Annotated in this window: 22 protein-coding genes; 19 read left to right on the top strand and 3 right to left on the bottom strand. The window is 65.2% G+C overall.

Features of this window, described 5'->3' with window-relative positions; genetic code table 11:
- Positions 1-50: 50 nt before the first annotated feature.
- The 8 genes from NLR35_RS13555 to NLR35_RS13590 are packed head-to-tail and all read left to right on the top strand — an operon-like array spanning position 51 to position 6912.
- Positions 51-1178: a DUF305 domain-containing protein gene (locus NLR35_RS13555; protein WP_257167031.1), complete on the top strand. Its 1128-nt coding sequence runs from the start codon at positions 51-53 to the stop codon at positions 1176-1178.
- 50 nt (positions 1179-1228) lie between these two features.
- Entirely contained in the window at positions 1229-1789 is a 561-nt protein-coding gene (locus tag NLR35_RS13560) for a cytochrome c (protein ID WP_257167032.1), read from the top strand.
- Positions 1786-2802: a cytochrome c oxidase subunit II gene (coxB, locus tag NLR35_RS13565; RefSeq protein ID WP_257167033.1), complete on the top strand. Its 1017-nt coding sequence runs from the start codon at positions 1786-1788 to the stop codon at positions 2800-2802. The genes NLR35_RS13560 and coxB overlap by 4 nt, the downstream gene beginning before the upstream one ends.
- Positions 2799-4712 (top strand): cytochrome c oxidase subunit I, encoded by a 1914-nt coding sequence (gene ctaD / locus NLR35_RS13570; protein WP_257167034.1) that lies wholly within the window; start codon positions 2799-2801, stop codon positions 4710-4712. Before coxB ends, ctaD begins: the two co-directional genes overlap by 4 nt.
- Positions 4709-5311, top strand: coding sequence for a cytochrome c oxidase subunit 3 (locus tag NLR35_RS13575; protein WP_257167035.1), 603 nt, complete (start codon positions 4709-4711; stop codon positions 5309-5311). Before ctaD ends, NLR35_RS13575 begins: the two co-directional genes overlap by 4 nt.
- On the top strand, positions 5308-5643 hold the full coding sequence (locus NLR35_RS13580) for a hypothetical protein (protein WP_257167036.1): 336 nt from the start codon (positions 5308-5310) through the stop codon (positions 5641-5643). Before NLR35_RS13575 ends, NLR35_RS13580 begins: the two co-directional genes overlap by 4 nt.
- Positions 5631-6521 carry a cytochrome c oxidase assembly protein gene (locus tag NLR35_RS13585; RefSeq protein WP_257167037.1) on the top strand — a complete coding sequence of 297 codons (891 nt, stop codon included), beginning with the start codon at positions 5631-5633 and terminating at the stop codon, positions 6519-6521. Before NLR35_RS13580 ends, NLR35_RS13585 begins: the two co-directional genes overlap by 13 nt.
- A complete protein-coding gene (locus tag NLR35_RS13590; RefSeq protein WP_257167038.1) occupies positions 6502-6912 on the top strand; it encodes a cytochrome c family protein in 411 nt (136 codons plus the stop codon). The genes NLR35_RS13585 and NLR35_RS13590 overlap by 20 nt, the downstream gene beginning before the upstream one ends.
- 6 nt (positions 6913-6918) lie before the next feature.
- Here the strand turns inward: NLR35_RS13590 and NLR35_RS13595 are convergent, their stop codons facing one another.
- Positions 6919-7851, bottom strand: a complete 933-nt coding sequence (locus tag NLR35_RS13595; protein ID WP_374940811.1) for a c-type cytochrome — start codon at positions 7849-7851, stop codon at positions 6919-6921.
- Between the two features lie 184 nt (positions 7852-8035).
- On the opposite strand from NLR35_RS13595, the gene NLR35_RS13600 reads away from it, so the two are divergent.
- The gene (locus NLR35_RS13600) at positions 8036-8830 is read left to right on the top strand and encodes a Crp/Fnr family transcriptional regulator (RefSeq protein ID WP_257167039.1); all 795 of its coding nucleotides are present in this window, start codon (positions 8036-8038) and stop codon (positions 8828-8830) included.
- Here the strand turns inward: NLR35_RS13600 and NLR35_RS13605 are convergent.
- Together NLR35_RS13605 and NLR35_RS13610 are read right to left on the bottom strand one after the other, a co-directional pair.
- Positions 8802-9707: a hypothetical protein gene (locus tag NLR35_RS13605; RefSeq protein WP_257167040.1), complete on the bottom strand. Its 906-nt coding sequence runs from the start codon at positions 9705-9707 to the stop codon at positions 8802-8804. The genes NLR35_RS13600 and NLR35_RS13605 overlap by 29 nt on opposite strands.
- Before the next feature lie 47 nt (positions 9708-9754).
- Positions 9755-10030 carry a hypothetical protein gene (locus NLR35_RS13610; protein WP_257167041.1) on the bottom strand — a complete coding sequence of 92 codons (276 nt, stop codon included), beginning with the start codon at positions 10028-10030 and terminating at the stop codon, positions 9755-9757.
- A 316-nt stretch (positions 10031-10346) separates the two neighbouring features.
- Here NLR35_RS13610 and NLR35_RS13615 point away from each other — a divergent pair, with 316 nt between their 5' ends.
- From NLR35_RS13615 to NLR35_RS13660, 10 genes are all read left to right on the top strand, one after another.
- Entirely contained in the window at positions 10347-11456 is a 1110-nt protein-coding gene (locus tag NLR35_RS13615) for an inositol-3-phosphate synthase (protein ID WP_257167042.1), read from the top strand.
- 11 nt (positions 11457-11467) lie between these two features.
- Positions 11468-12064, top strand: coding sequence for a histidine phosphatase family protein (locus NLR35_RS13620; protein WP_257167043.1), 597 nt, complete (start codon positions 11468-11470; stop codon positions 12062-12064).
- Positions 12061-13161, top strand: coding sequence for a glycosyltransferase (locus NLR35_RS13625; protein ID WP_257167044.1), 1101 nt, complete (start codon positions 12061-12063; stop codon positions 13159-13161). The genes NLR35_RS13620 and NLR35_RS13625 overlap by 4 nt, the downstream gene beginning before the upstream one ends.
- A 1-nt stretch (position 13162) precedes the next feature.
- The gene (locus NLR35_RS13630) at positions 13163-13963 is read left to right on the top strand and encodes a nucleotidyltransferase family protein (protein ID WP_257167045.1); all 801 of its coding nucleotides are present in this window, start codon (positions 13163-13165) and stop codon (positions 13961-13963) included.
- Positions 13960-14724, top strand: a complete 765-nt coding sequence (locus tag NLR35_RS13635; protein ID WP_257167046.1) for a TIGR04290 family methyltransferase — start codon at positions 13960-13962, stop codon at positions 14722-14724. The genes NLR35_RS13630 and NLR35_RS13635 overlap by 4 nt, the downstream gene beginning before the upstream one ends.
- The gene (locus NLR35_RS13640) at positions 14721-15665 is read left to right on the top strand and encodes a beta-xylosidase (RefSeq protein WP_257167047.1); all 945 of its coding nucleotides are present in this window, start codon (positions 14721-14723) and stop codon (positions 15663-15665) included. Before NLR35_RS13635 ends, NLR35_RS13640 begins: the two co-directional genes overlap by 4 nt.
- Positions 15653-16864 carry a phosphopentomutase gene (locus tag NLR35_RS13645; protein ID WP_257167048.1) on the top strand — a complete coding sequence of 404 codons (1212 nt, stop codon included), beginning with the start codon at positions 15653-15655 and terminating at the stop codon, positions 16862-16864. Before NLR35_RS13640 ends, NLR35_RS13645 begins: the two co-directional genes overlap by 13 nt.
- A gap of 133 nt (positions 16865-16997) precedes the next feature.
- Entirely contained in the window at positions 16998-18110 is a 1113-nt protein-coding gene (locus tag NLR35_RS13650; RefSeq protein ID WP_257167049.1) for an SDR family NAD(P)-dependent oxidoreductase, read from the top strand.
- The gene (locus NLR35_RS13655; protein WP_257167050.1) at positions 18107-19168 is read left to right on the top strand and encodes an NAD-dependent epimerase/dehydratase family protein; all 1062 of its coding nucleotides are present in this window, start codon (positions 18107-18109) and stop codon (positions 19166-19168) included. Before NLR35_RS13650 ends, NLR35_RS13655 begins: the two co-directional genes overlap by 4 nt.
- Positions 19165-20454 (top strand): TIGR04295 family B12-binding domain-containing radical SAM protein, encoded by a 1290-nt coding sequence (locus NLR35_RS13660; protein WP_257167051.1) that lies wholly within the window; start codon positions 19165-19167, stop codon positions 20452-20454. The genes NLR35_RS13655 and NLR35_RS13660 overlap by 4 nt, the downstream gene beginning before the upstream one ends.
- Positions 20455-20477 lie beyond the last annotated feature (23 nt).

The raw sequence follows: 20477 nt of genomic DNA on the forward strand, positions 1-20477 counted from the left end.
CTCTCTGCTTGGAGGCGATCTCATTCCCACCCAAGGTACGACCTCCGCTTATGCCGCCTGCTCATTCCAACTGGATCGCCGCCGCCAAGCTTGGCGTGATCAGCAGCACCTTCTCGACCCTCGTCAGCCAGCTCGCCGCAGCGCAGCTCGGCCGCGACGCCGCCGTAGACTGGATGACTGTCGCAGCCATTCCGCTGCGTGATGACATCCTCGGTGTGGAGCCGTCCTGGGGCTCTCTCATCGGTGGCATCGCGTTCCATCAATGGGCTGACTTCTCTTGGGCGCTGGTGTTCTTCGGTCTGTTCGGACGCTGGACAGCGGATCTGCGTCCGCTCACGATTCTCGCGCTGGCGCTGCCATGGGCCGTCTTCACCTCAGCATCCGAGTGGTTCGTGCTGGTGCCTCTGTTTCCGTTCTTCCAGCCGATCTTCACGCTGCAGCAGCCTTATTGGATCGGTCTCCTGGTCCACACGTCCTCGGCAGTGATGTATCCGCTGTTTGTCTGGTTGCGCTTTCCGTTCGCGACAACGCCTCAATCCCGCAACGTCCGTTTCGCCAAGGCCTGGGCCGTCGGCGGTGTCGCCGTCGCTCTTGCGCTCGGCGGCGTCGCGGCCCTCGGCACGCTCGGTTATCAGCTGCCGTGGATGGGGGCAGACCGCGCCGCCGATCAGGACTACATGCGCCACATGACCACGCATCATCGCCAGGGCATCGCGCTCGCGCGGCTCGGCACCGAGCGAGCGCAGGATACGCGTCTCCAGGCGCTGGCACGTCTCATGGTCGCGAGCCAGGTGGGCGAGAACCGCATCTTCGATGCGTGGTGGCAGAGCTGGTTCGACAGCGCAATGCCGACCTGCTCGACGCAGGAGCTTGCGGACATGCCTGGCTATCTCACCGTTGCGCAATTGGCGCAGGCTCGCAACGCGTCTCCCGGCGAATTCGACGCCATCTTCATCCGCCTGATGAGCCTGCACCACGCCGGAGCGGTCCGGATGGCCGACGCAGAATGGCGCAGCCGCGGCGACCCGCGCCTGCGCATCATGGCGCACGCCATCCGCCATGAGCAGCAGGGCGAGATCGCGCTCATGCACAACGTTGCTGGACTCGATGCGGTGCGGCAGGCCGTCCGCAACATGTATGCGGACAATGTCAATCGGGCAGACGTCGGAACCGAATAGGAACCGAGGGATGGGCCAACGATTGTACGTTCAGTTTGATGGATATCACCATGCGGATCGTCGTGGGCTTAGTCTGCATCGTGACACTGTGCGGATGCCAGCGCGAGGAACGGCAGCTCCGGCTCGATCCGCCGGCGGCCGCCGCGCTCGACAAGATCGCGTTGATGCCGAACAAGATCGGCGGCGCGCCACCCCAGATCTATTTCGCGCTCGATCAACCCTACGAGACCAACGCCTACGATCTCAGCCAGGGCAAGCGGCTCTACACTTGGTTCGGCTGCGCGGCCTGCCATGGCGATGGCCAGGGCGGGATCGGCCCGTCCTTCCTCGACGGCTGGTGGGCCTACGGACCCGAGACCGTCTCGATCTTCGCCTCGATCCGCGATGGCCGGCCGCACGGCATGCCGGCGTTCAAGGGCAAGATGACGACCGAGCAGATCTGGCAGCTGGCCGGCTATGTGCAGACCATCGGCGCCTATTCCGCGCGCACCGCCGCGCCATCGCGCAACGACGACAAGCAGACCCGGCCGGCCGAGAACCGCGCTCCGGCGGCGATCCTGTTCGATGAGGGGCCCACGCCCGTTCATCCCGATCAGGGGCCGACGCCGTGAAGCGCCGCATCGGGACAGCACGGCTCGGGCTTCCACTGCTGCTGCTACTCGGAGGTTGCGACAATTGGCAATCCGCGCTGGAGGCCCGCGGCGCATCGGCCATCAGCCTCAAGCATCTCATCATCCTGATCGTGGCCGTGTGCTCGGTCATCTGGATGCTGGTGATGATCGCGATGATCCATGCGCTGTGGCGCCGCCGCACGGCGTGGCGGGCGCCGCTCGATCTGGTGCCTCCACGCGAGAGGCGTCTCGGATGGATCGTGAGCATCTGCACCGGGCTGACCGCCGTGATCATCCTTGGCTTCACGGTCGCGAGCTTCTTCACTACGCGCGACATCAGCGTCGCCGGGCAGGATGATCTCACGATCCGCATCGGCGGACTGCAGTGGTGGTGGAGCGTCGAATATCTCGACCCGGATCCAAGCGCCGGATTTGTCAGCGCCAACGAGATTCATATTCCGACCGGACGCAATGTCCGCCTGCTGCTGCAAGGCGACGACGTGATCCACTCGTTCTGGGTGCCGAGCCTCGCCGGCAAGCAGGATCTCATTCCCGGACGCACCAACGAGATCACCATCCGCGCCGAGCGGCCGGGCGCCTACCGCGGCCAATGCGCGGAATTCTGCGGCCTGCAGCATGCGCATATGGGCTTTCTCGTGACCGCCGACACGCCTGAGGATTTCGCGAGATGGGCACGGGCCCAGCGCGCACCCGCCGCGAACAGCGCCGATGATGAGGAGATCGCCGCCGGACGCGACGTCTTCATGCGCAAGCCCTGCGCCGGATGCCACAGCATCCGCGGCACGCAAGCGACAGGTACGAGCGGTCCCGATCTCACCCATCTCGCCAGCCGCGCCTTCATCGCGGCCGGCCTGCTGCCGACCTCGCGCGGCGCGCTCGCCGCCTGGGTTGCCGATCCGCAGACGCTCAAGCCCGGCAACAACATGCCGTTGGTGCCGCTGACGCCCGACGAGCTGCGCGCGATGTCGGCCTATCTCGCGAGCCTGAAATGACCGACACGATCCGCCGCGCGCAGATCCTGGACACGGAGCTGAAACGTCCCGAGCTCACCAGCCAGCTTGAGGAGACCTGGAAGACAGAGCGCGGCCTGTGGGGCGCGCTGTCGACCGTCGATCACAAGATCATAGGCCGCCGCTACATCACAACGGCCTTCGTGTTCCTCCTGCTCGGCGGCGTGCTCGCGATGCTGATCCGGCTGCAACTCGCCGGCCCCGAAGGCCGACTGATCGGCCCCGACCGCTACAACCAGATCTTCACGATGCACGGCGCGAACATGATGTTCCTGTTCGCTGTGCCTGTGATGGAGGCGATGGGCGTCTATCTGGTGCCGCTGATGGTCGGTACCCGCAACATCGCCTTTCCGCGGCTGAATGCCTTCTCGTACTGGATGTTCCTGGCGGGCGGCCTCGTGCTGTGGATTTCGTTCGCGCTGGACATGGGGCCTGATGTCGGCTGGTTCGCCTATGTGCCGCTGTCAGGTCCGCAATACGCGCCGGGCAAGCGTGCCGACATCTGGGCGCAGATGATCACCTTCACGGAGGTCGCCGCGCTCGCGGTGGCCGTCGAGATCGTCGTTACCGTGTTCAAGCAGCGCGCACCCGGCATGTCGCTCGACCGCATACCCTTGTTCGTCTGGGCCATGCTGGTCACGTCCTTCGTCGTCATCATGGCGATGCCGGCGATCATGGTCGCGAGCACCAGCCTCATTCTCGACCGTCTTGTCGGCACACATTTCTTCAATCCGGCCGAAGGTGGCGACGTGCTGCTGTGGCAGCATCTGTTCTGGTTCTTCGGCCACCCCGAGGTCTACATCATCTTCATTCCGGCGGTCGGCATGGTCTCGACCCTGGTTGCGACGTTCTCCCGGAGGCCGGTGTTCGGCTATCTCCCACTCGTCGTGGCGCTCATCGGCACGGGTATCCTCGCCTTTGGCCTGTGGGTCCACCATATGTTCACGACCGGCCTGCCGCGGCTCGGTGAGAGCTTTTTCACGGCCTCCAGCATGGCGATCGCCATTCCCTCGGGCGTCCAGATCTTCTGCTGGATCGCGACATTGTGGGAGGGCCGGCCGGTGTTCAAGACGCCACTGCTCTTCGTGATCGGCTTCATCGTCACCTTCGTCATCGGCGGCCTGACCGGCGTGATGGTCGCGTCAGTGCCGTTCGACACCCAGGTGCACGATACCTATTTCGTCGTCGCCCATTTCCATTACGTGCTGATCGGCGGCGCCGTGTTTCCGTTGCTCGGCGCGGTGTATTATTGGTTTCCAAAATTCACCGGGCGGATGATGAGCGAGCGGCTCGGCCGCTGGGCGTTCTGGCTGATCTTCACTGGCTTCCACGCCACCTTCTTTCCGATGCACATCCTCGGCCTCGAGGGCATGCCGCGGCGGGTCTACACCTATCAGCCCGACCTGCCCTGGCACGGGCTCAATCTGTTTGCCAGCGCCAGCGCGATCATCCTTGCTGCAGGCTTTTTCGTCTTCTTCATCGACGTCGTCATGAGCGCCCGCTCCGGCAATCCGGCCGGCGACAATCCGTGGGATGCCCCAACCTTGGAATGGGCGACGTCCTCGCCGCCACCGGCCTACAACTTCGCGCAAATTCCGGTCGTGAGCAGCGCCAATCCGCTCTGGGAGCAGCCGGGCGCGCTCAACGTCGCAAATGGGCTGCACACCGATCGCCGCGAGGTGGTCGTGACGACGATCACCACGGCCGAGCCGCAGGCGCGCGAATCCTCGCCGCAGAACTGCATCTGGCCGCTGTGGACTGCCATCGCCACCAGCGTGATGCTCGTCTGGTCGATCTTCTCACCCTGGGCCGTGGTGTGGGGCTCGATCCCGATCGCGATCACCTTGATCGGCTGGTTCTGGCCCAAGGGCACACCGGAGGACGAAGCATGAAGGAGCGCGTCGTCCTCGATCTGTCCAAGCTGCCTCTGCACGCGCTCGGGCCCGCCAGCGTGACCTGGTGGGGCACGCTCGGCTTCATGCTGATCGAGGGCACCGGCTTCGCGCTGGTGATCGCGGTCTATCTCTATCTGATGAGCCTCGCGCCCATCTGGCCACTGAATGCGCAGCCGCCGAACCTGCTGGCGGGCACGGTGATGACGGTCGTGCTGATTGCGAGCGTGGTGCCGAACATCATGCTGTCGCGCTGGGCCGAGCACCAGGATTTGCGCAAGGTGCGCATCGGCATGGTCGTGATGTCCGTGCTCGGCATCGTGCCGCTGATCATCCGCGTCTTCGAGTTCGCAACGCTCAACATCAAATGGGACAGCAATGCCTATGGCTCCGTGGTCTGGACGCTGCTCGGCCTGCACACCACGCACATCATCACCGATCTGATCGACACGCTGGTGCTGACCGCGCTGATGTTCACGCGGCACGGTGACAACCTGCGCCGCTACGGCGACGTCCAGGACAATGCGATGTATTGGAACTTTGTCGTGGCGGCGTGGCTTCCGATCTACGGCTGCATCTATTGGCTGGCGCGCATATGACGGCAACGACGACCACGGCAAAGCTGACGGCCTGGGCTGGCCTCGTGATCGGTGGGCTTGCCTGGGCTGTCAACACCCAGCTCGGCGAGATGCTGGCGACCACCGACTGCATCAGCGCGGTTCGTCCCTCGGCTGTCATTTCGGCGGCGCTGCTTGCCGTGGTCCTCATCGCGGCCGGGTTGTCATGGTGGCGCGACGGCAGACCGTCCACGCGAGCCGACCGTACTCTGCCATTCGCCGCGCGACTGAGCGCGCTGACGGCGCTGCTGTTCGCCTTCGCAGTGGTGCTGCAGGCGATCGCATCGGTGGTGTTGAGCGGATGCGAGCGCTGATTACCCTGGCGATCGTGCTGCTCGCGTCGACGGGCGCGGCATCGGCGCATGGCGGTGCCCCCAACGGCGACCGCGCATCCTGGACGTTCGATCCCTGGATCGTCACTCCCCTGCTCGTCAGCGGCGTGATCTATGCCCTCGGCAGCGTGAGGCTGGCACGACGCGCACATGGTCTTCAAGCCGGCCGCGCTGTCGCCTTCTGGGCCGGCTGGCTCTCACTGGCCGCGACGCTCACCTCACCGCTGCACTGGCTGGGCGAGCACCTCTTCACCTTCCATATGATCGAGCATGAGATCCTGATGGCGATCTCGGCGCCGCTGATCGTCGCCGCGCGTCCGCTGGGAACGATGCTGTGGGCTCTGCCTCGCGAGGCGAGGCGACGGAGCGGCAAGACGCTGAACCTTGCGATGCTGCGCCGCGGATGGTCATGGCTCGCGCGCGGCAGCAACGCGACCCTGCTCCACGGCGTCGCCATTTGGGTCTGGCATGTTCCGCCGCTGTTCGACGCTGCGGTCGAGCAGATCGCTCTGCACCGGCTGCAGCATCTGAGCTTCTTCGGCACCGCCGTGCTGTTCTGGTGGGCGGTGCTGTGGCGCAGCCAGGCCGGCGCCGCGGCGTGGCACGTGGTGATCACCATGCTGCACACCAGCGTACTGGGCGCGCTGATGGCGCTGGCGCCGCGCGTGCTCTACGGCGCACAGACCGCGACCTCTGTCGCCTGGGGTTTGACGCCGCTCGAGGACCAGCAGCTCGCCGGGCTGATCATGTGGGTACCCGCGGGCACCATCTATGCCGGCGCTGCGCTCGCACTCATCGTGCTTTGGATCAAGACGTCGGGTGAGAAAGCGAGGTCGGCCCATGTCCTCCATGCTGTCTAGGCCGGTGCTGATCAGCGCCGCCGTGGTGATCGTGCTCGTCGCCATCGCTGGTCCGACCACGATGGCGTGGTCGTCGCGTCAGCAGAGCGAGCGCGCCGCCCGCGCCATGACCGGGGGAGATCCCGACCATGCCGCCGCGTTGCTGCGGCGCTATGGCTGTGCCGGATGCCATACCATTGCCGGCATCACTGGTGCGGATGGACAGGTCGGACCGCCGCTCAGCGGCCTGCGCCAGCGGGTCTATATCGGCGGCGTCGCCAACAACTCCGCCGACAACCTGGTGCAGTGGATCGTCGCGCCGCAGAGCTTCTCGCCGCGCACCGCGATGCCGGCCACGGGCATCACCCCGGCGGAGGCGCGCGACGTCGCGGCCTATCTCTACGCGCACTAAGCAAATTCAGGGCTTCGGTGTGGGCCGGGCCGGCAGCCCCTTGATGTAGGCCGCGATCGCGTCGCGATCCGCTTGCGGCAGCTGCGCGGTGTTGGTCACGACATCGGCCATCGACGAGCCGACGCGGCCATGATCGGGTGTGTTGCCGGATTTCAGCAGCTCGGCGATCTGTTCCTGCGACCAATGCCCGATCCGCGCCGGCGTGATGTTCGGATAGAAGCCGGTTCCGACCGGATCCTGCCCGCCCGCGAACCGCGTCTTGTCCTTGACGCCGCCGAACAGGTCGCGCGTGGAGTGACATTCGTCGCAATGTCCGAGGGCTTCGACCAAATAGCAGCCGCGATTCCATTGCGGATCGTGCGCTGGATCCGGCTTGATCTCGCCAGGCTTGAAATAAAGCAGTTTCCAGAAGCCTACAAAGCGGCGGATCTGGAACAGTGCATCGAGCTGATGTGGCGGCGCGCGTCCTTGCACCCCCGGCAGGGTGCGCAGATAGGCCATGAGATCGGCCACGTCGCTGAGGCTCATATGCGCATAGGCGGAATAGGGAAATACCGGATAGTAGTGGCTGCCGTTCGGCGAGACGCCGCTTAATAGCGCGTTGGCGAGATCCTTCGCGGTCCAGGCGCCGATGCCGTCCTGGGGATCACTGGAGATGTTCGGCGCGCGGAACGTGCCGTAGGGCGAAGCCAGCGCGATGCCGCCGCCAAGTCGGAGCCTGTCCGATTGGCCCGGCGAGGCATGACAGGACGCACAGTCTCCGGCGAGAAACACCTGCTCGCCCCGCTTGGGATCCCCCGCCTGATCGTAGAGGCTGGTCGCGTCCGCCGACAGCGCGGGCCTCGGCGCGGTGATCAGCCACGTCCCTGCGACGCCGGCCAAGACCAGGCAAAGAGCCGCCGCCAGCCAGGTCGAGATGTGCTTCCATCGGCGCGACAACGCGTTCCACCTCCCGCAACTGACGCGAGCGCAAACGCCGACGCGAACTCGATCGTTCCTGCGCGGGGAACACGCACGGACGCCTGCACCTCGAACCATAGGAACGATTCGCCGTGCCGATCTTGAGTTGATTGCAGAAGGAGACTGGGCTCGCCGACGACAAGGGCCCTGAGGACGAGAGCGGATGCAGGCAGGTTTTGCGTTTACGAAGCTGGTTGACCGCCTGACGAGCCTGACGGAATTGTCGGTCGACGATCTCGAGCTCCTGAGGCGAATGCCCAGTACGATACGAAGCTTCGCTCCGCACGAGGAGGTCTGGCGCAAGAACGATGAGCCTTCGACCTGCTGCTTGCTGCTCCAGGGCTATCTCTGCTGGAAGGACGTCGATGCGGGCGCTGGCCAGATCACCGCAATCTACGTTCCCGGAGATGTGCCGGATCTCTCCACGACCATCGTCCCACAAGTCGCGGGACACCTCTGTGCTCTGACGCCGGCCGTCGCGGCCTTCGTGCCGCACGCCTTCTTTCGCGACGTGCGCGCTCACTCCGAACGGCTGGCAAAGGCGCTCTCGCTGCTGATGCTGGCCGATGCGGCAGCGCTGCGAACCTGGCTGACGAATCTGGGGAGCCGGGACTCGCTGAGCCGCGTGGCCCACCTGATCTGCGAAGTCACCATGAGGCTGAGGGCTGTCGGGCTTGGGCAGGAACTGCGTTTCCCATCGCCGTTCACTCAATCCGATCTTGCGGCGATCTGCGGCATCTCCTCCGTGCATGCCAACCGGACTATCCAAGACCTCCGCCGTCGTACGCTGCTGCATTGGCATTCGCGAACGATCACGGTCACGGACTGGAAGGGGCTGACGCGACTGGCTGGATTTCGACCGGACTATCTGATGCTGCGTCAGCCGCCAGCTTTGGAGTCTGGGGCGATGGGGCCGCTGGGCGCAGAGTCTACGCTGGGCCTTGGCGCCGCGAGCTGATCGCGGCGACCCGGTCGCACAGCGATTGCCTTACCTCGGCGACGACACCGGTCCAATCTCCTGGCAACTGCTGGTGAAACAAGCGCGTTCGCGGATACCAATAGGTTCGCGTTCCAGCTGCGGGCCAACGCCAGTCGGGGTCTGCGTGCAGCATGATCCAGGTTTCGCAACCGAGCGCGCCTGCCAGATGCCCCACCATGGTGTCGACGGTGATGACCAGATCGAGGGCGATCAAAGTATTCGTAAGCACATCGATGTCAGCCGAGCTGATATCTCGGGCGCCGACGTTGGCGACCTCCGCCGGGGCGAGGTCGGGCTGCAGCGAGAAGGCAGCAATCCCGGGGATCAGCAGCGTTCGGACGAGATCGACGGGCAGCTCCCGCCGCTTGTCCCAATTCCCGACGCGCCACACCAATCCGACCGAGAGGCCGTTATGCGCCGGTAGCGACACCGGCGTGGCCGCAGGCGCGAGATATGGCACCCTCATGCTGAGGTTGTCGCCAGCGACCCGCAGCGCATGCGCGAGCTCCATGATCTCGATATCCACCTCGAACGGGACATCCGGCGCACCGTCATGCAGAGGAAGTACATGTCGGACGCCCGGCACGCGCGCGATCAGCGCGCACAGCGCCGGCTGGCACCACACGATCACGTCACGCGCGACGCGGGCAAGCGCCGGCAGGAACCGGGCAAACTGAATAGTGTCGCCGAGCCCATGATAGCAGCGCACCAGCACGACGCGACCACTGAGGTCCTCGCCACGCCATATTTTCTGCAAGTGCCGCGGGCCCTCGTGCTTTGCCGGGCCCGTCGATTTGAGCCTTGACAAGTCGCGGTCTGCAATCATCCATGCGCGCGCGAAGTCCCGCGCGCGCATCGCGGCGACCCATTTGTTCCCCTCCGAACTTCGGTCGCCGGTTCCGCTCACGCGTCGCGGCGGACGAATTTATGGAAACGGCTGATCTTCCCGTCCTTGGTGCGGTCCTGATACAGGAACGCGAGGTCGGCCTCGTCGAACTTGCGGAAGAACTCATCCCAGGCGATCTCGTCCAGGGACTTCTCCTTCGGCCCGAAGTCGATGCGCAGGAGTCCTGCGTGCCCCTCCTCCTCGGTCGACGCGACGGTGGACGGACGGCCGTCGCGCTCTTCGGCCCATTTGCGGATCTTGCCGTGATCGGTCGTGGTTGCGCTCTCGCTCATCGCGGGTCTCCTCACAAGACGGACGAGACTGATCGTGCCTCGCTGTTGCAGTCAAACGCGAGGGCGTCCAATTTGTTCGTAAGTCGAGCCATGGCAGTATGTGCCGTAAAGCTTCTTCTTCATCATCGTTGAAGAAGATCGTTCCTGCTGTTCGTTGGCGGAAACTAATCTAGATCAGCCTTTCCAGTTTTATCGGACGAAAACTACGGGGGACCAGCACTGTAAGGCGCTCCAACAGGAACGAACATACCCGGGGTACGTTCGCCGACGTACTTAGGTTTCGCTGATGTCATGCAACTCCGGAGGACGACACTCGATGCACTCCCGTCTTCAAGATCGACACCGCGTTCGTGTCGGCGTCGTCGGGGTCGGCAACTGCGCCAGCTCCTTCATCCAAGGCCTCAGCTACTATCGTGATGCGAAGTCCAACGAGCCCGTCCCAGGGCTGATGAACGCGGATATCGGCGGCTATCACATCAGCGACGTCGAGATCGCCTCCGCCTTCGACGTGCATGCCGACAAGGTCGGTCGCGATGTGGCCGACGCGATCTGGACAAAGCCGAACAACACTTGTCGCTTCGCACCCGTCGAGGAAACCGGCGTCATCGTCGCGCGCGGGCCGGCGCTGGACGGCATCGGGCGATATCTCGAGGATGATGTGCCGCTGGCGCCGGGTCCGGAAGCGGACGTGACCGACGTCCTGAGACGCTCGCGCACGGATATCGTCGTCTCCTATCTGCCCGTCGGTGCGCAGAAGGCGACGGAGTACTATGCCGCCCGCGCCATCGAGGCCGGCTGCGGCTTCGTCAACTGCATCCCGGTCTTCATTGCATCCGATGCGTCCTGGCGCAAGCGCTTCGAGGATGCAGGTCTTCCCGTCGTCGGCGACGACATCAAGAGCCAGGTCGGCGCCACCATCATTCACCGCCTGCTGGCCAATCTGTTCCGCGAGCGGGGAGTCCGGCTCGACCGCACCTATCAGCTCAACGTCGGCGGCAACACCGACTTCAAGAACATGCTGGAACGCGAGCGACTGAGCTCCAAGAAGATCTCCAAGACTCAGGCGGTGACCAGCCAGTTCGACGTGCCGCTGCAGGCCGACGATGTTCACGTCGGTCCGAGCGATCATGTGCCGTGGCTCACCGACCGCAAGCTCGCCTACATCCGCCTCGAAGGCACGACCTTCGGCGGCGTCCCCTTGAGCGCCGAGCTGAAGCTCGAGGTTTGGGATTCGCCAAACTCCGCAGGCGTGGTCATCGACGCAGTGCGCTGCGCCAAGCTGGCGATGGACCGCAGCATCGGTGGGGCGCTCACCGGCCCGTCCAGCTATTTCATGAAATCGCCGCCCCGGCAGTTCACCGACGAGGAGGCCCGGCGCCGAACGCGCGCCTTTATCGACGACGTGCCGCTCGACGACGCCGTCTGAAGGCCCAGGTCATGACCACCACGATTCACCTGATCCGGCATGGGCATCATGCCCTGCTCGGTCGCACCCTTTGCGGCCGGATGGCCGGCGTCGCGCTCGATGACGAGGGGCGCCGCGACGCCGAGATCTGTGCCGGGCTGATCGATCCCCCTCCGACGCTGATCCAGTCGAGCCCGCAACTGCGGGCGCTGCAGACGGCCGAACTCATCGCGCGCCAATACGGGCAATCAGTCGAGATCGCACCGGCCTTGGACGAACTGGATGTCGGTGACTGGACCGGCCTCAGCTTTGCCGAACTCGACGCCGATCCGGCATGGCAGCGATGGAACGCCGAACGTGGTTCGGCGATGCCGCCCCAGGGAGAGAGCATGGCGGCGGTCCAGCAGCGGATGATGTCCCACGTCGCGCAACTGCGCCGGACGCATGGCAACGCCTGCATCGTGCTCGTCAGCCATGCCGAGCCGATCCGAGCCGTCATCATGCAGGTCGCGAGGATCGCCCTCGATGACTTCGTGTCTGTCGACGTCGCGCCCGCCAGCATCAGTACGCTGGTCGCGGATTCCACCGGCCTGAAGCTGACACAGGCCAACATGAAGGTGCCGGCGTGAAGATCGTCATTTTCGGTCTGACCATCTCATCCTCCTGGGGCAACGGTCATGCCACGCTGTGGCGTGGGCTGTGCAAGAACCTGATCCGTGCCGGCCACAGCATGGTGTTCTTCGAGCGCGACGTGCCCTATTATGCCGACAACCGCGACATGGCCGAGCTCGCAGGGGGTCATCTGATCCTCTATCGTTCTTGGCAGGATGTCGCGCGGCAGGCCGAGGCGATCTTGACCGACGCGGATGCCGCCATCCTGACGTCTTATTGTCCGGATGGACATGACGCCACCACTTTGATCCTCGACAGCCGCTGCGAATTGAAGGTGTTCTACGACCTCGATACGCCGGTCACGCTCGACCGTCTGCGAAGCGGCGAGGCACTCTCCTATATCGGTCCGCGCGGGCTCGCCGATTTTGACCTTGTTCTCAGCTTCACCGGTGGGCCGCGCTTGGTCGACGAATACCGCAACCGGCTCGGGGCGCGCGCGATCGCGCCGCTTTACGGCCATGTCGATCCCGACGTGCATCGGCCGGTCGCACCGCAGCCGCAGTATCGGGCCGCGCTGTCCTATCTCGGGACCTATTCGGCCGATCGCCAGGCTGCGCTCCAAGAGTTGTTCGTCGCCCCGGCGCGCGGTCGTCGCGACCTGCGCTTCCTGATCGGTGGCGCGCAATATCCGCAGGATTTCCCCTGGTCGTCGAACATCTACTTCGTCCGTCATTTGCCGCCGGCGGAGCACGCCGCCTTCTTCGCCTCGTCGCGATTGACCCTGAACGTCACGCGCCGCGCGATGGCCGAGATGGGCTGGTGTCCTTCGGGACGGCTGTTCGAGGCGGCAGCCTGCGGCGTGCCCCTGCTCAGCGATACCTGGGACGGCATCGCTGATTTCTTCGCGCCTGATGAGGAGATCATCCTGGCCAGTCGTTCCGAGGATACGCTTGCCGCGTTCGCCCGTGACGATGGGGAGCTGGCGCGCATGGCCGCGCGCGCCCGGCAGCGCGTGCTGGACGAACACGGTTCGCAGACGCGCGCAAACGAGATGATCGGTCTGTTCGAACGCGCGATCCGGGCCGCACCGTCGCTGACGACACAGGAGGCCTGACATGTGGGGCATCGTGCCAGCCGCTGGCCGCGGGAGCCGCATTCAGCCGCTGGCTTTTTCCAAGGAGCTGCTCCCGGTCGGCAGCCGCAGCGACGGCGGCGTCGAGCGGCCATGCGCCGTGTCGGAATATCTCGTCGAGCGGCTGATCCTCGGCGGCGCCGACAAGATCTGCTTCGTCATCTCGCCAGGAAAATCCGACATCCTCGAATATTTCGGCGATCGCTACGGCGGCGCGCGCCTGGCTTATGTCGTCCAGCCCGAGGCCGCAGGCCTATGCGATGCAGTGTTCCGCGCATCGACCGTGATCGGCGACCACCAGGACGTGCTCGTCGGGCTGCCGGATACCGTATGGTTTCCGAAGGCGGCCCTCGCGCGCCTGCCCGCAGCCGATCTATCGTTCCTGCTGTTTCCTGTCGAGCATCCCGAATTCTTCGACGCGGTCGTGCTGGACGGCGACGCCGTCACGGAAATCCAGGTCAAGCAGCGCGACGCCACCTCGAACTGGATCTGGGGCGCCTTTCGCATGTCGGCGAGAGGCTTCCATGACCTCAACACCCTGTGGGAGGCCCGTGGCCGCTGCGACGAGTACTTCGGCACGCTGGTGAACAGCTATCTCGCCGCCGGAGGCGCAGGTCTCGGCGTCAAGGCCGGCGAAGCCTATGTCGATGTGGGAACGATCCACGGCTACCGCACGGCGATCGCGTTGCTCGCGGCCTCGCAGGATGGCCGAGAGCCGCGTCCCATGCTGCGCGCGGCCGCCGGAGTGGGCGTTCCCGCGCCTCTCCCGGGAGGACGCGCATGACCAGCGCCCTGCTATCCCGAGACGAGATTCGCCGCCGCGTCGATGCACTCGGTCCGTGGTTTCACAACCTGGACCTCAATGGCGTCGCGACAGCGCCGACGCACTTCCTGGGCGATTATCCCAACGTGAAATGGCGACGCTTCGCCGACATCATTCCGGATGATCTCACCGGAAAATCAGTGCTCGATATCGGCTGCAACGCGGGTTTCTACGCCATGGAGATGAAGCGGCGCGGTGCCGATCGCGTGCTCGGCCTGGATACGGACGACGACTATCTGGCACAGGCGCGCTTTGCTGCCGACGTGAACGGGGTCGACATCGAGTTTCGAAAGCTCTCGACCTACGATGTCGGGCAGCTCGGTGAGACCTTCGATCTCGTGATCTTCATGGGCGTGCTGTACCACCTGCGCCATCCGCTTCTGGCGCTCGACCTCATCCGCGAGCACGTGGTCGGTGATCAACTGTTGTTCCAGTCGATGCAGCGCGGCTCATCGGAGGTCGACGAGGTCGCCCGCAACTATGATTTCTGGACAACCAGTCCGTTCGACGGCCCGGGCTATCCCAGGATGCATTTCATCGAGCAGAGCTATGCCGATGATCCCACGAACTGGTGGGCGCCGAACCGTGCCTGCGTCGAGGCCATGTTGCGCAGCTCAGGCTTCGTGATCGTCGCGCATCCCGAAGCCGAGGTCTATCTGTGCCGCAAGGCGCCGCGACCACAACAGGACGGTCCGGTCTATCCGGCGCGAGGTGTGCGATGATCGAGGCTGCCAAGATCTGGAACGAGCCGAACAACAAGTCGCATTGGGATCTTCAGCTCGACCCCGACTGGGCGCGCTTCGCGGAGACCGCGATCGCGGCCGGCAAGGCGATCCGCTCGGCGCAGGCGACGTTGCCGCGGGTGCTCGGCGGCATCTCGCCGATCGATCCCGCCTTCATCAACAACATGAAAGCGCGCGGCGTGCTGGATCACGTCGACGCCGTCGCGGTGCACGGTTTTCCGCTGGATTGGAATCTCTGGAAGATCGACGAATGGCCGGCCAAGCTCGCGGAGATCCAGGCGCTCGTCTCCGTGCCGGTCTGGGTCACCGAGGTCGGGGTGTCCTCGTTCGGCGCCGACGAGGTGCAAGCCTGGGGCTTGCAGCGCACCGCCGAGCTGCTCAACGGGCGCGCGCCGCGCGTCCACTGGTACAGTCTTTACGATCTGCCGATGGCCTGGGAGGCGACGACCCGGCACAAGGAGGCCGAAGGCTCGTCCTACTATCGGCACTTCCACATGGGTATCCTACGCGAGGATGGCGCGCCAAAGCTGGCGGCGGAGCTGTTCCCGGAACATGCCCACGGCATGGGCCTGTGCCAATGGTTTCATTTCGAGGACCATCGCCTGAACGACGCCGTGCTGTGGCTGCGCCGGCTCGGCGTCCGCCACGTTCGCACCGGGCTGTCCTGGGCCGACAGTTTCCGTCCAAATGCGCTCGACTGGTTCGATCGGCAGATGGAGGCGCTGGCAGAGTTCGACGTCACCGTCACGTTCTGCTTCACGCCCGAGCATCGCGGCCTTGCCGCGCACCACACCAGCCCGCCGCTCGACGCCAACGAGTTCGCCGACTTCTGCGCCAGCATGATCATGCGCTACTGCGCGCGGACAGGCTCCGCGGCCGTTCCGTCCGACCTGCCGGAACCATTGCCATGCGTGCCTTGATCCTCGTGTTGGATTCCGTCGGCATCGGCGGCGCGCCCGATGCCGCCGATTACGGCGATGCCGGCGCCGACACGGTCGGCCATATCGCCGAGGCCTGTGCAACTGGCCGCGCCAACAACGACCGGCGCGAGGGCCCGTTGCGGCTTCCTTATCTGGTGGCGCTCGGCCTCGGCGAGGCTTGCGAGCTCGCGACCGGCCGGCGGCCACCGGGTCTGGACGGCCGCGCGAGCGCGGGCGCGGCGTTCGGCTGTGCCAGCGAGCGATCGCGCGGCAAGGACACGCCGTCAGGACATTGGGAAATCGCCGGCGTGCCCGTGGCGTTCGAATGGGGCTACTTTCCGAAGAGCATTCCTACCTTTCCCCCGGAGCTCATTCGGCAGCTCTGCACGACGGCCGAGCTGCCGGGCATTCTCGGCGATCGTCACGCCTCCGGCACCGAGATCATCGCCGAGCTGGGCGAGACGCATATGCGGACCGGACAACCGATCTGCTACACGTCAGCGGACTCCGTGTTCCAGATCGCGGCCCACGAGGAGACCTTCGGCCTGGACCGGCTCTATCGCCTGTGCGAGGCAGCGCGGCTCCTGGTGGATCCCTTCAACATAGGACGTGTGATCGCCCGTCCTTTTGTCGGCGACACCGCCGCTACATTCCGCCGCACCGCGCGTCGCCGCGACTACGCCGTCCCTCCGCCGGAGACGACCATCCTTGATGCCGCGACCGCGGACGGGCGGCCGGTCCTGTCGATCGGCAAGATCGACGATATCTTCGCGCATCGCGGCACGGGGCGGAATTTGAAGGGCGACCACAATGATGCGCTATTCACACGCACGCTCGAAGCTCTCGACATCCTCGGCGACGGAGGCCTGCTGTTCGCCAACTTTGTGGACTTCGATACGCTCTACGGTCATCGTCGCGACGTCGCCGGCTACGCACACGCGCTTGAGGCCTTTGACGCGCGACTGCCCGAGCTGTTGGGCCGGCTATGTAGCGACGATCTTCTCGTGCTGACCGCCGATCACGGCTGCGACCCGACCTGGAGCGGAAGCGATCACACACGCGAGTGCGTGCCGATCCTGATCGCCAACGGCGCCAGCGCCGGCCCCATCGGTCGTCGCGCCAGCTTCGCCGATGTGGGCGCGACCGTCGCACGACATCTTCAGCTTGATCCTGGGCCCAACGGCTCACCCTTCTGGTAAACCACAGCTACACGTGGGTTATTGATCCAGATTAGGGAAATTATTGTTTGTACATGGCGGAGGAACGAACATTCCTTGCGCTGCTTCTCACCTGGAGAAGTTCATTCACGACGCGGCGACGGAGTATCCCTGCATGACACGTGTCCTTATCACCGGAGGCGCAGGATTCATCGGCTCGCACACGGCCGATGCACTGATCTCCGCAGGCCACGAGGTCCGGCTGATCGACTCTCTCTCTCCCCAGGTGCACGGCGCGCAGCGTCAACGCCCCTCCTACCTGAACGCGGATGCCGAGCTGATGGTCGGCGATGTCACCGACGCCGTCATGGTCGAGCGGGCGTTGCGCGGCGTCGACAAGGTGCTGCATCTGGCCTCCAGCGTCGGCGTCGGCCAGAGCATGTACGACATCGAGCCCTATGTCCGCACCAATGAGCTCGGGACCGCCGTGCTGCTGCAGGCCTTGGCCAATCGCCCTGTCGCGCGGCTGGTGGTCGCGTCATCGATGAGCGTCTATGGCGAGGGCGCTTGCCGGACCGCAGATGGCGCAACGGTCGCGCCGGACGAGCGTACGCTGGCACAGCTCAGGCGCGGCGACTGGGAGCTCGCCGACTCGGATGGTCGCCCGCTCGAGCCCATTCCGACGCCGGAGACCAAGCAGCCCACGCTGAGCTCGATCTACGCGCTGAACAAATATGCCCAGGAGCGGATGTGCCTGATCACCGGCAAGGCGTATGGCATCCCGACGCTGGCGCTGCGTTTCTTCAACGTGTTCGGACCCCGCCAGGCGCTCTCCAATCCCTACACCGGCGTGCTCGCGATCTTCGCAGCCCGCCTCCTCAACGATCGTCCGCCGCTCGTCTTCGAGGACGGCCTGCAGCGCCGCGACTTCGTCCACGTCCATGACGTGGCACGCGCCTGTGTGCTCGCGCTCGACGGCGACCAGTCCGATGACGTTCTCAACGTCGGCTCCGGACAGAGTCGCACGATTGTCTCTGTCGCTGAAGATCTCGCCCGCGTCATGGGCCGGTCGCAGATGACGCCATCGATCACCGGCAAGTACCGCGCGGGAGATATCCGGCACTGCTTCGCCGACATCACCAAGAGCGAGCGCCTGCTCGGCTTCAGGCCGCAGGTCCGCTTCGAGGATGGGCTTTCCGATCTGGCGGGCTATCTCGCTGGCCAGATCGCCGAGGACCGGGCTGAGAAGGCCACCGATGAGCTGTTGCGTCGTGGGCTTGTAGCATGACGGATCTGGCCTCCTCCGCCCCCATCGTAATCACCGGCGGCTGCGGCTTCATCGGCTGCAATCTCGCCGACCGGCTCGCCACGCGCGGCGACAACGTCCTGATCCTGGACAGCCTCGTCCGCGCCGGCGTGCGTGAGAATGCGCAATGGCTGAAATCCCGGCACGGCGACCGGATCACGATCGCGGTCGGCGACATCAGGGATCCCATCACCGTCATCGACAGCATCAAGCCGGCGAAGGCCGTGCTGCACCTCGCCGCGCAGGTCGCAGTGACGTCGAGCCTCGACAGCCCGATGGACGATTTCGAGATCAACGCCCGCGGCACCCTCAACGTGCTCGAGGCCGTCCGGCTGCACAACCCGTCAGCGGCCATGCTGTTCGCGTCGACCAACAAGGTCTACGGCCGCCTGATCGGCAACGACGAGATCGTCCGCACCGGCCAGCGCTATCAGCCGATCTATGCTGCCTTGAGGCAAGGCGTCTCCGAGGCCGCCCCCCTCGATCTCTACAGTCCCTATGGCTGTTCGAAGGGCGCCGCCGATCAATATGTCCACGACTATTCCAGAGTTTATGGCCTGAAGACCGCCGTGCTGCGGATGAGCTGCATCTACGGGCCGCGCCAGTTCGGCACCGAGGATCAGGGCTGGATCGCGCATTTCGTGCTCTCTGCCTTGCGCGGCACGCCGTTGACGATCTATGGCGACGGCTGCCAGGTCCGGGACGCGCTCTACGTCGCCGATGCGGTGGACGCGTGGCTCGCAGTGCTCGACGGGATCGACGCGGCCCGTGGCCGCCTCTTCAATCTCGGCGGCGGCCCATCGAACGCGATCAGCCTGCTGGAGCTGATCGATCTGATCACGCCGCTGGCCGGCCCGCCCTCCTTCAGCTTCGCGGATTGGCGTCCGGGCGATCAGCCTTGGTACGTCTCGGATATCACGGCGCTGAACCGCGCCACCGGTTGGCAGCCAAGGACGACATTCGCTGACGGCCTGCGTGGCCTCCACAATTGGCTCGCAGGGCGGTTTGCGCAAGCCTCCGGCCGGGAGGCGCTGGCATGACCCGCGTCGCCCTGATCAATCCGAACTGGACGTTCGACGGCAGCATTTACTTCGGCTGCCGCAGCCCACATCTGCCCCTCGAGCTCGGGATCTCCGAGCACCTGCTACGTGAGGCCGGCCACGCGACGCTGCTGCTCGACGCGCACATGTTCGACCTGACGCCGTCCGACATTCTGGCCGAGCTCTTGACGTTCCGTCCCGACATGATCGTGCTGACGACGGCCCCCACCTATCTGTTCTGGCGCTGCGCCCCGCCCGAGTTGCGGGTGCCGCAGGAGCTGGTGTCGGTTCTGCGCGAGAGCGGAGCAACCCTCGTCGCTGTCGGCCCGCACGGCTCGACCACGCCGCGAGCGACCTTGCGAAAACTCGGGGTCGACCTCGTCGTGATGGGAGAATGCGAACAGGCCGTGAGACGGCTGGCCGATGGCCAGCGCGATTTCCGCGGTCTCTGCTTTGCAGATGCGCACGGCGCGATCCGCATCCACGGCGGACCGCTGGCCGCCAGCTTCATCGATCAGCCGGCGCTGCAATGGCCAGCCGAAATGATCCGCCGGCATGAGCACCACCATCATCGCTTCGAGGCCAAGCCGGTCGGGCCGGGAGCCGAGGTCGAGGCGTCGCGCGGTTGTCCGTATCACTGCACGTTCTGCGCCAAAGACAATTTTCGCAACGCCTACCGCAAGCGCCCGGCTGCCGTGACCCTCGATGAGATCGATGCCCTGCTGACACAGGATGTCGAATATGTCTACTTCGTCGACGAGATCTTCCTGCCCAATCCCGAGCTGCTGCAGGCGCTCGTGGGCCGCGGCCTCAAATTCGGTGTGCAGACCAGGATCGACCTGTGGAAGCCCGAGATGCTGGCTTTGCTCGGGCGCGCCGGCTGCGTGTCGATCGAGGCTGGCATCGAGAGCCTGTCGCCTGAGGGCCGCGCCGCGCTGGCCAAGAACTGCCGCATGACCACCGAGCAGCTCGCTGAGCGCCTGGTCGAAGCGCGGCGGCACGTTCCGTTCGTACAGGCCAATCTGATCGAAATGCCGCAGGACGACGATCCGGTCGTGCAACGCTGGCGCCAGCGCATGCAGGATGCCGGCGTCTGGGCCAACGATCCCGTGCCGCTGTACCCGTATCCGGGCTCGCCGGACTATCAGAAGCTGTGGGGCACGCCCGACGACCAAGCCTGGGAGCGGGCTCATGCCCACTACCTGACGCTCTTCAGCCAGTTCAGTGACGTTCAGAACGATCGCCCTGTGCCATTGGCCGCGCTCGAAATGCAGGTCGCGCCATGAGCAGGGTGAGGCGCCAGCGCGTC

The sequence above is a fragment of the Bradyrhizobium sp. SRS-191 genome (assembly GCF_024586915.1).
Taxonomy (GTDB): Bacteria; Pseudomonadota; Alphaproteobacteria; order Rhizobiales; family Xanthobacteraceae; genus Bradyrhizobium.

Bases quoted from the DNA above. Each gene is read 5' to 3' on its own strand.
- ctaD (WP_257167034.1), top strand. From the start codon at position 2,799: ATGACCGACACGATCCGCCGCGCGCAGATCCTGGACACGGAGCTGAAA.
- NLR35_RS13645 (WP_257167048.1), top strand. From the start codon at position 15,653: ATGCGTGCCTTGATCCTCGTGTTGGATTCCGTCGGCATCGGCGGCGCG.
- NLR35_RS13610 (WP_257167041.1), bottom strand. From the start codon at position 10,030: ATGAGCGAGAGCGCAACCACGACCGATCACGGCAAGATCCGCAAATGG.
- NLR35_RS13585 (WP_257167037.1), top strand. From the start codon at position 5,631: ATGCGAGCGCTGATTACCCTGGCGATCGTGCTGCTCGCGTCGACGGGC.
- NLR35_RS13655 (WP_257167050.1), top strand. From the start codon at position 18,107: ATGACGGATCTGGCCTCCTCCGCCCCCATCGTAATCACCGGCGGCTGC.
- NLR35_RS13605 (WP_257167040.1), bottom strand. From the start codon at position 9,707: ATGCGCGCGCGGGACTTCGCGCGCGCATGGATGATTGCAGACCGCGAC.
- NLR35_RS13660 (WP_257167051.1), top strand. From the start codon at position 19,165: ATGACCCGCGTCGCCCTGATCAATCCGAACTGGACGTTCGACGGCAGC.
- NLR35_RS13640 (WP_257167047.1), top strand. From the start codon at position 14,721: ATGATCGAGGCTGCCAAGATCTGGAACGAGCCGAACAACAAGTCGCAT.
- NLR35_RS13615 (WP_257167042.1), top strand. From the start codon at position 10,347: ATGCACTCCCGTCTTCAAGATCGACACCGCGTTCGTGTCGGCGTCGTC.
- NLR35_RS13555 (WP_257167031.1), top strand. From the start codon at position 51: ATGCCGCCTGCTCATTCCAACTGGATCGCCGCCGCCAAGCTTGGCGTG.
- NLR35_RS13580 (WP_257167036.1), top strand. From the start codon at position 5,308: ATGACGGCAACGACGACCACGGCAAAGCTGACGGCCTGGGCTGGCCTC.
- NLR35_RS13590 (WP_257167038.1), top strand. From the start codon at position 6,502: ATGTCCTCCATGCTGTCTAGGCCGGTGCTGATCAGCGCCGCCGTGGTG.
- NLR35_RS13620 (WP_257167043.1), top strand. From the start codon at position 11,468: ATGACCACCACGATTCACCTGATCCGGCATGGGCATCATGCCCTGCTC.
- NLR35_RS13600 (WP_257167039.1), top strand. From the start codon at position 8,036: ATGCAGGCAGGTTTTGCGTTTACGAAGCTGGTTGACCGCCTGACGAGC.
- NLR35_RS13635 (WP_257167046.1), top strand. From the start codon at position 13,960: ATGACCAGCGCCCTGCTATCCCGAGACGAGATTCGCCGCCGCGTCGAT.
- NLR35_RS13650 (WP_257167049.1), top strand. From the start codon at position 16,998: ATGACACGTGTCCTTATCACCGGAGGCGCAGGATTCATCGGCTCGCAC.
- NLR35_RS13575 (WP_257167035.1), top strand. From the start codon at position 4,709: ATGAAGGAGCGCGTCGTCCTCGATCTGTCCAAGCTGCCTCTGCACGCG.
- NLR35_RS13560 (WP_257167032.1), top strand. From the start codon at position 1,229: ATGCGGATCGTCGTGGGCTTAGTCTGCATCGTGACACTGTGCGGATGC.
- NLR35_RS13630 (WP_257167045.1), top strand. From the start codon at position 13,163: ATGTGGGGCATCGTGCCAGCCGCTGGCCGCGGGAGCCGCATTCAGCCG.